The sequence below is a fragment of the Erwinia sp. genome, assembly GCF_031978025.1.
Classification (GTDB): Bacteria; Pseudomonadota; Gammaproteobacteria; order Enterobacterales; family Enterobacteriaceae; genus Erwinia.
This window is the reverse complement of the sequence record NZ_DALZCD010000205.1, coordinates 1-7972: the sequence shown is the minus strand read 5'-3', so window position 1 is coordinate 7972 and position 7972 is coordinate 1. Positions and strand designations below refer to the sequence as shown.

General features: G+C 54.5%; 4 protein-coding genes. 2 read left to right on the top strand and 2 right to left on the bottom strand.

Translation table 11 applies throughout. The features are described from left to right. Positions 1-893, top strand: an 893-nt coding sequence (locus RTK32_RS15635) for a methyl-accepting chemotaxis protein (protein ID WP_312045572.1), incomplete at its 5' end; no start/stop codon positions are given. A gap of 389 nt (positions 894-1282) precedes the next feature. After that, positions 1283-3697: a putative mucin/carbohydrate-binding domain-containing protein gene (locus RTK32_RS15630; protein ID WP_312045570.1), complete on the top strand. Its 2415-nt coding sequence runs from the start codon at positions 1283-1285 to the stop codon at positions 3695-3697. 158 nt (positions 3698-3855) lie between these two features. On the opposite strand, the gene RTK32_RS15625 is transcribed toward RTK32_RS15630, so the two are convergent. Both RTK32_RS15625 and RTK32_RS15620 read right to left on the bottom strand, forming a co-directional pair. Next, on the bottom strand, positions 3856-6237 hold the full coding sequence (locus RTK32_RS15625) for a virulence factor SrfC family protein (protein ID WP_312045568.1): 2382 nt from the start codon (positions 6235-6237) through the stop codon (positions 3856-3858). Continuing rightward, positions 6234-7972 (bottom strand): virulence factor SrfB (locus RTK32_RS15620; RefSeq protein WP_312045566.1); only part of this gene is annotated, 1739 nt, incomplete at its 5' end. The genes RTK32_RS15625 and RTK32_RS15620, both read right to left, overlap by 4 nt.

Here is a 7972-nt window from a genome sequence, read left to right as displayed (position 1 = left end):
CGGTAAAAATCGCCCAGACGGTAGCCGCAGGAGATTTACAGACGCGCATTGCGGTGAAAGGGCGTGATGAAACGGCTTCCCTGATGGCCGCTTTGAAAGAAATGAACACGAACCTGACGCGTATTGTTTCCGACGTGCGGGAAGGAACAGAAACGATTGCTACCGCTTCGGCTGAAATCGCGCTGGGCAGTCAGGATCTTTCCGGGCGCAATGAAGCTCAGGCCGGTGCGCTGGAAGAAACGGCGGCCTCTATGGAAGAGTTAACGTCCGTAGTCAAAAAAAATGCGGATAACGCGCGCTACGCCAGCGATATCGCTCAGGAAGCCACTTCAGCTGCGCAGCAGGGCGGCAGCGTGGTGAAAGAAGTGGTGCATACCATGGCCGAGATCCAGCATTTCTCCAGCCAGATTAGCAATATTATCAGCCTGATTGACGGTATCGCTTTCCAGACCAATATCCTGGCGCTGAATGCGGCCGTTGAGGCCGCCAGGGCGGGAAGTGAAGGGCGAGGCTTTGCCGTTGTGGCCGCTGAAGTCCGGGCGCTGTCACAACGATCCGCTTCCGCTGCCAGAGATATCAAGGTGCTGATCGACAGTTCGGTCAGTCGTATCAATACGGGGAACGCATTGGTAGAGCGAGCGGGCCAGTCAATGGAAAATATTTTGGAAAACGTGCACCGCGTCAGTTCGCTGGTGGCCGAGATATCGCTGGCAAGTAATGAGCAAAGCGTGGGGATTGACCAGGTCAACCTGGCCGTGACGCAGATGGACAATGCGACCCAGCAGAACGCCTCCCTTTCTCAGGAGTCGACCGTAGCGGCGCAATCTCTGCAACAGCAGGCCGAGACCCTGCTGCGCAGCGTCAGCGTCTTTAAGCTATCACCGGGTATCTGAACCTGACGGCGTGCTTTTACCAATAACAAGAGAACGCCGTCGCTTAGCCTGTTGCCCCTGCATCATTAAGGGAACGGCCGCAAAATTTACGGGCGGCGTCCTTTACAAAACGTGAATCTTTAAAAAAATAAGGCCTGTTTTTGTTATCAGACAGGCTTTTTCTTTATAAAAAAGACGTCTTTCTTTCGCTGGTGTTTTTAATGCATGATTTATTTTAACAGGCAGGGGGTTTTACTTTTACTTGTAAAAGGATATCACGTGTTCTGAGAAGGATTTTACTTCTTTTACCGCCCTTTTTTTGAAAGCATAGCGGCAATAATTGCCGCCGGTCTCGAGAGTGGCCCTGATATATTCCTCCCTGAATAAACAAACAAAAGAGAGAATGTATTATGGCAACATTAACCGGGACAAAAAAACTGTACGTTCTGGAAAGACCTTTATGGCTGGATGCGGCCGGGATGAGTAAAGGTATTAACCACGACCGCCAGCCTTTGGGCATTATTATGCCTGCCGGACAGGCTATTAAGATCCGACAAAAGCACGGCAGCAGTGAACAACTCACGCTGCGTTTATTAAATACTGATAGCCAGACCGAAGCGTCCGTTACCTTTGGCGCAGGCTGGACTACGCTTTCCGCCAGCGCAGATTCTGTGCCCTTCGTGGATACGCCCTACCGCGACGAGGATGTCGTGGTTGAATATGAGTATCCTGCCAATGCGAAAATTCTGCCTGTTTATGAAGAAGGCGCCAGCGAAAGTGAAAGCCTCTTTTTCCAGCGTTGGGACAGTCAACATGCAGAATTTGCACTTATCACGTCAGGTTTTGTTAATATGCTCGTGCCAGCAGCAGATAAGCAAAAATTGCGTACGCTGCATGCAGAGAACAGTCTCGAGCGCCTGATCGAAATCTATAATAATTTCTTTGAGTTTTTTAATGCTCTGGCCGGTCTTTCTTTTACCCCGAAAAAGAGCACCGATCGTAATATTCATAATCGTTATTTTATCAAAGCGGATAAAAATGGGCCGGGGGCCGCTTACTACGGTAACTTGTGGACGGCTGAATCCACGTCAACGGTGAATGATTTTTGGCTGTTTGAAAATGAACCCGGCTGGGGATGCCTGCATGAAATCGCCCACGGTTATCAGGGGCATTTTATGTCAGATGCCTTTATTTGCGTCAGTGAAGTCTGGAATAATATTTACTGTGCCTGTTATCAGGATGCGACGATGGGCGATCGGCAATATCAGGCAGGCTGGTTATATGACTATGGCAGACAAGGTGTCATTGAAAAAAATATCGATGACTTCATTAAAAATGGGACAGAGCTTAACCAGTGGGACGTGCGATCCAAATTGTACTTCTTTATGCAGATGATAAAGAAAGGCGGTAGAGAAGCGTTTATCCACTTTAACCAACAATACCGCCAGATTTGTAACCTCAGCGGTTTTGTTGCTCAGGATTATGCTTTGTTGGACAGGCTTTCCGCCAGCTTTGCCTCCGTGGGCGAAAAAATTGACGTTACACCATTTATGCAGCTGGTTGGCGCGGCGCTGACCCCGAAACAGCGTGCAGTCAACGCCTTTTGCCAGGCGAAGGCCGTCTACCCGCTGAATCAGCTGGTCGCAGGGAGTCAGCTGGTTTCATTACAGCAGCAGCTGGGGTTAAAAAGCCCGCTTGCGCTGGTAGATACCCAGCAGCTAAAAGCAAGTGGCCTGACCGGCAGCGTAAGCCTGCGGCTGAATATTGACGATTTCCGTCAAATTGAAAATGAATGCCTGTTGCTGCTTGAAGGCGATAAGATCGTGAAACAGGTGAAAATAGCCCGCCAGGATATTTTGCTGGAGCAGCTGCCTATAGGCGTTTATACCCTGCGTCTCCCTACTGGCAGAAGCCATAAGTATGCTCTGGAAACGAACTATCTTATTGTCAAAGCTGGAAAAAGCTCACAGGAAATTGGCTATACACGTAAAATCGCTTCGCCGCTGATTAATCAATTATTTAGCCTGGTAGGATTGGGCGACGCGATTTTCTGTACCGTTGCGCTGGACCATCATCAGGGCAAGCTGCGGATTGACGTCATCACCAGCACGCCGCACAGCTATTTCCCGAATATCACTTATGCGACCCTCGTTGTGCGCGATAGCAACAACCGGGAGATATACCGTAAAACGATGGAGGGTAACCGTGCAGTCGTTGGACGGGATGAAATAGCCTTTTCCAGCGGCTATCAGATTGAGATCTATCATGCCGAACCGGGCCGTGTACGTTTATCACCTTCGGCAACCGGCATACTGGACAGCCAGGCAAAGACAGCGGTGTTTACCATTACGCCAGCTGGCCTGAAAAACAACCAGCTAAATAATAACCCGGAAACCGCTTTGGCCGAACGGCTGGAACAGGCATCGCTGGCGATTGCTGCGCACAGCACAATACTCACTGCTGAGTATGCCTCTCAGAAGGACGATCTCTGGCTGGGGGTGATGGCCTTGAGTCGACCGTTACGGGATATCCTGTACGCAAAATACTACGTTTATTTTTCCAGACATAACGAACTGCCGGAAGCACCAGACGTGCCAGAGGAACCGGAAGTGCCAGACGTGCCGGAAATACCCGATGTCCCTGAACCGGCACCGGCGCTTTATCCACTTTGGCAAACTGGCCGCACATACACTGGCGGCGATCGGGTGACGCATAAGGGGAAAAACTATCTGGCTAAATGGTGGATTGGACCCGGCAATGAGCCCGGTCTGGAAACAACTACTGGTGCGGCAGACGGCGACGGTCGCCCGTGGACAATGATTTAACCCGTTTGAGGCGCTTTTAGCATTCAGTGGGAAAGAAAGCGGAAGGCGAAGAGCACATGACTCAGGTGCTCTTTTTTAAGCGGTCTACAATCGGGCGGCTGGTCGGTAAAATGCCTGAAACGTGAGCGGCATCCGGCCAGGCCTGCCGCCCGCGTGACTTACTTGCTTATTTGCTTCAGGATCTCAGCCAGCTGTGCCCGATGCTCGTCGTCAATCTCCCGCGCAGCGGAATAACCGGCGTTCAGCAGAATGGTCTCATTCAGCCCCACCAGCCAGTCATAGATATAATACGCCGCATGGTTATTAGGTTTCAGCGCCAGCTTTGTCAGCCTTTGGCCCGGCCCCAGACTCGCGGCCTGAGTTTCCGGACGTGCGAAAATCTTTTGCCCCCGATTAATTTTACTGTCGGGCCGTGCGGCTTCCGGCAGATGCTGAAAGCCCAGCCAGGCAACAAAATCCCCCAGCACGCTTAGCGCGCGCGAAACCTGACGGTCGGCCAACATCTCTGCCGGTGTGTTAGCCGCGTCTTTATCTGTCAGAATCTTGACCAGTGCGCCTTCAATATCCAGACGGATACTGGCCGTGGTCAGCTCTTCCGTCAGCATCTCCAGCGTAGGTCGGGTCACGCCCAGTAGTTCCAGTAGCGCATCCTGTTCAGGCAGCTGTCCCAGCAGGTTGATCCAGTAACGATAGACCTGTTGCGCAAACCCATTTTCCGCTTCGCTTTCCTCGCCCGTCTGCCGGGTATCCAGCGGCAACGGCAGCGGATCGTCGCTTAGCAGATCGATACTCATCCCGATACCGAAAGGATCCTCTTCCGTCAGGGTGTATTCCTCGCTGCTGCGGCGCTCGGCAGGGTGTTGTTGCTGCATAAACAGATGGCGCAGCGTTTCGCGCGTTGGCAGTAGCCGCTCCAGCAGCTCGCCGTGGACGCCGGTTCTGGTTTGTAATGCTTTTAGCAACGTTTCGGCCACGCGCAATCGAGCCTGCGGCTCTTCTTTCTCTGCCGCCAGATGCCAGCGACCCAGCAGGTTATCGTTCAGTTCGCGGCGGATTTCACTCAGCTGATCCTGCAGGCGTGTCATTTTGTTTTCACGGCTCACTTCGCTGGTCAGCCAGCCCGCCATCCGCTTAACGCCCTTATCGTCCATTGTCAGCATCGTCCCCCAGGCATCGCCAGGGTTGCCCACATAGCGCTGTACGGCGGCGTCGTGGTTCTGACCGTGGGTAATACGCTGGTCGAAAGGCGTCAGCGCCCAGATTAGCGCAGGCTTACGGCCGCTGTGCGGCTGCCCCTGGGTCTGCTTTACCCAGTTATCCAGCACGCGCCCCACGATGCGGGTATCCGCGCGCTGGCCGGAAGCGTTACAGACCATCAGCAGATCGACATCCTGTCGCTCGGCAGCGCGGGTTAACAGGAAAGGGCGTTTGGCGGTGGTAAAGGCCAACGCCAGTTCATGAGTGCTGTCATCCGGCAGAGTGGACGGCTCTTCAAAACCGGGATAGTCCAGCAAATCGACCTGTTCAAACAGGCTCTCACGCGGCGCACTATAGAAAGGCAGCAGCACTTCGCGACTGAGCAGGTTCAGTTCGCCCAACGCAAGGTTGACCGGCCTGAGGCTGCGGCCATTGTGCTGCGGCACCACCTGAATAACGCGATCGGATGAGGCATTAAAATAGCGCAAACCGCTACTGTTCAGCACGCTCAGGCTGGGATCGTCGACCGTCACGATGGGCGCCAGCACGCGTTTCGCGCCGGAAAGGTGATGCAGCACGTGTGCCAGCTGGCGGTAAAGCGCGGAAAGATCGCGATCCTCATTCCAAAGCAGGGAAAAGAGGCGGGCACGGTCGTCCACGCCCAGCATAGGGGCCAGCTCCACCGCCTGTGGCCAGAAGTGACTTTCCAGCGCCTTGCTGCGGCAAATCTGGGCAGCATTCAGGCGGTGCCACAGCGCCACCACGTTATTACTGCTCATGCCTTCCACGCTCTGCGCCTGACAGTAAACTGCGACGTTTTTCATGCGCTCGGCAATCTGCTGCTCATCCAGCGCAATCGTCTCGCTGTCGCTGCGTTTGGCCCAAACCTGTGCCAGTACGCCTGCGATCTCTTCTTCACTCATTAGCGAGAGCTGCACCGGCCATTCATTATCGGTACTGGTTTGCTGGCCGCTGAAGCGCATTACCATCGTGGCGCTCTGCTGCTGCGGATTAAGCTGCGTGTAGTCAAAAGTCGTATTGCCCAGCGCAAGTTCCATCCGACCCTTTTCGCTGGCGGCGAGCGCGGCGATAAGCCAGGCTTTGCCGGCCTGCGCCAAGCCGAAGAAACCGACTGCACACTCTTTGCTGGCCGCCTCGTTCAGGCGGGTTGCCTTGTTATGCTGATGCCGTAGCCGGACGCCCAGACGTTCCGCTTCCATATTGAGACGGGGGGCCGTTTCGCGCGCGCTGTCCAGCCAGGTCAGTGCGCGATCGATACCCTTAGTCACGTTTTCCAGTTTTTTGCCGAACTGCCCCGATGGCTTAGGCGTCAACGCTTTCATTTTTTATATACGCTCCCACTGTCAATCCAGTAATGGGTTAATCCTGAGCCGCTACTGGCCAGCGTATTCAGCCTGAGTCGCAGATGTTCCAGCGGCACACGGCTGCCGTCGTCCAGCATCGCCTCGGCGATAGCAAATCTTTCCGGGCCAAAATCACCTTTGGTGTCCGCCACGGCCAGCTTGATCTTCAATACCTTGTCGCCAGCCACGCTGCGTGCCAGCTGAGGATCGGCGATCGACAGGGTATAAAGCGGCGAAGCGGGCCAGCGATCGTTATCGAGCTGACGGAATCCCAGCGTCAGCGCGCCACGAACCTGAAAACGTTCGCGAGGATCAAGCCTGAAGTTATCATCGTCTAAATCGATATCGGCATACCAGACGTTTTCCGCACTGAGGCTGCCGTTGCCGTCCAGCATGCCCAGATAACGGATGGTAGAATAGGGCTGAAAATCCCCCGCCTTGAACCAGAAATTTGCCAGCCTCAAATCCAGCGACAGCAGGCACAGCATAGCGCCAACCGCGGCCGTGGATTTCGGGTTCTCAATCCGTCCCTGTTTGTTAAAGGGGTACCAGTCGTTGGTATGGTAACCGTCCAGCGACAGGATACGGCTGACCGGCAGCGGCTGAAGATGACGGAACAGGGCCTGTACACCCGGGAACCGCGAAGGGCGCCCCGTGAGCAGAAGGACGTCGCAGTCATAGACGGCGACCACTTCCGACATCGAGCGCAGGCTCTGGGTGATATTCATGCGCGGCGACAGGAATTCGGCATGAAGCTTACTCAGCCTTACCACCAGCGGCACGCGCAGCAGATCAAACGCTTCCGCCTCGTTCGGCAGCTCGCGCTGGATCTCGCGGTTGATATAGTCGAGCAGCTTTTGCGTCGGCGCCTGGGCCAGCAGCTCGCCAAAGCGAGCATCAAGCTCGGCATTTAGCTCCAGCGGATCGAATTTCTCATAAGCTTCCAGGATCGCCTGACCTACAGGAATGAAAATTTGTAGCGTGGTTTGCTGACGCAGCGTGGAATGGCCGTCCAGACGACCTTCGTGGCCGAACAACCGCGTCATCACGCCTTCCGGGTTCACCATGCCGGCTTCTTTAAAGGCGTGCTGCAGAGCAGGCAACACGTAAAGCTGGATGACATCCAACAGAATATCGTCCCCGGCCAGCTTGAAACCTTCACGGAACAGCAGGCGTGGCATAATTTTCACATTGTTACCGACGCCGTCATCCAGTCGATACTGTGTGATTGCCAGGTCTGTGGTGCCGCCGCCGATATCGATAGAAGCAATACGCAGCGTCTTGCCTACCGGTTCGTCAGGCGCACGCACGCGATCGGGGCGTGCCATGCTGACAAAAAATGCCTCGGCGCGACCACCAAAGTTTACCTGCGTTTCGTTATAGAGATAAACCATCTGGCCACAGGTCGCCTCGTCCCATTCCATCTGCACTTCAGGCACCGGCACGCTGCTTTTCGCCTTGTCCTTAGCGCTGGTAAAGTCTTCGTCAGCCGGATGCCAGCCCATCGCTTTCCAGATCAGCGCGATCGCTTCCTGCATGCGGCGTCGGAAAATTTCGCGCTCCGGTTTGGGCATGGCGGAAGGCAGCGTCAGGATAATATTACGTAACTGACGCGGTGCGCTGCTGTGCAGCATTTTCTGCCGCTGTGCCGGACTGTTCATTTGCAGCAGGGCCTGCGCCAATAGCTCACCAAGCATAAAAGTCAAAACGGAGC